The 1467-nt window shown below is 33.7% G+C and carries 2 protein-coding genes; both read right to left on the bottom strand.

The features are described from left to right. Positions 1-118 precede the first annotated feature (118 nt). Positions 119-733: a CadD family cadmium resistance transporter gene (locus tag NGM66_RS14285; protein WP_003678449.1), complete on the bottom strand. Its 615-nt coding sequence runs from the start codon at positions 731-733 to the stop codon at positions 119-121. Position 734: 1 nt separating this feature from the next. Next, entirely contained in the window at positions 735-1103 is a 369-nt protein-coding gene (locus tag NGM66_RS14280) for an ArsR/SmtB family transcription factor (protein ID WP_003678450.1), read from the bottom strand. Between the last annotated feature and the right edge of the window lie 364 nt (positions 1104-1467).

Below are 1467 nucleotides of genomic sequence, written 5' to 3'. Positions count from 1 at the left end.
AGCATCATTTATTTAAGTTAGATACATATTATATGTACGAAGGCATTTCGTTTACACAAGATTCTTGACGCTACCGAAGATGATCAATGAATGATAAAAAATATCGACTACTGCTTAATTAAAATAATAGCTGCATAATATGCCTAATAGTGTCACTTTCAAGAATGATCATGATGCCTAAACCAATATAAATAATGGCCATGATCCAATCACCAAAACGATCAAGAAAGTTCTTTACAAAATTCACTTGTGAGAACTTATCACCAAGGAAAACTAAAAAATAAATACAAATGGTAAAAACAAACAGCGTTACGATTAGCTGTACCAGTGATAATGATACGAAGTAAGGAACAAAAAGGCCAATATTATCCGCACCACAAGAAGCTACCGTAATTAAAGCCACCGTTGCAATTAAATTCTTATTTTTACGCGCTTCAATTTTCTGATCAACTTCTGCGGCTTCATCTTCTTTGCTAAATATATATTTGATTCCAAAGGCAATGGGAATCAACCCTAAAAAACCTAGTAACCATTTGGCGGGTACGTAATGGAGAATAAATGCAAAAAACAAACTAATTCCAATGAGCGTATATGAGCCTAAGAACTGACCAATATAAATTTGTCGGCGATGCTTTGTTGAACGATATTTTGAAAAAAGTAACATTAAAATAACTAATAAGTCGATTGCAGTTGATGTATAAAGAATAATACTCGTTATAATTGTCCTGATCATTTTATTTTCCCCCACCAGCATTGATTTTTCCGGCATCTTCAGCTAAACACCATGCCCGTTCTAATAAAATTGCCGTACATTCATCAATGATCTGATATTCAATGAAGTTGCCATTACGCTTCGCTTTAACTATCTTTTGATCTACTAGACGTTGTAACTGGTTTGAGATGGCTTGGACCTTCATATTTAGTGATGTAGCAATCTCACTAACGGCCATATCTGGTTCACGCGTTAAGCAATGTAAAATTCTTAGCCGCGTATTATTTGCGAGTACTTTAAAAAGTAAAGCAATGTCAGCGGCTTGATTCTCATTTAACAATGCCCGATCAGCCAAATCTGGTTTACCCGGACAACAGTCTACTTGTATCATTAGATCACTCCTCGTTTATTAATCTATTACATTATATCATGTAATAGTGTTGTCCCCAATTTAATTTGAATCAAAAAATAGAGTAGCTCCTATAGCCACTCTATCTGACATTAACCACTATTCATATTCACTAGTTAAATTAAAACTAAGATACAGGTCTTAGTTTTAATTTAATCTACCAGAAGATGCCAAAGTTTCGTTACTATCATTTTGCGCCATTTTAATTCTTTCAATATAAATAGCCGCCAATCATTGTCCTCAGAGTAATCTGGTAATCATATAAAAACACCTGAATTATTCATACCTTTCAAAAAAGTCGTCAGTTTTCATGTTTTTCAAAAACTGACGGCTTTTGATCTTGCTT

The organism is Levilactobacillus yiduensis (genome assembly GCF_024718525.1).
Classification (GTDB): domain Bacteria; phylum Bacillota; class Bacilli; order Lactobacillales; family Lactobacillaceae; genus Levilactobacillus; species Levilactobacillus yiduensis.
This window is presented reverse-complemented; position numbering and strand designations above follow the sequence as displayed.

Coding starts and splice junctions, on each gene's coding strand:
- NGM66_RS14280 (WP_003678450.1), bottom strand. CDS start 1,103: ATGATACAAGTAGACTGTTGTCCGGGTAAACCAGATTTGGCTGATCGG.
- NGM66_RS14285 (WP_003678449.1), bottom strand. CDS start 733: ATGATCAGGACAATTATAACGAGTATTATTCTTTATACATCAACTGCA.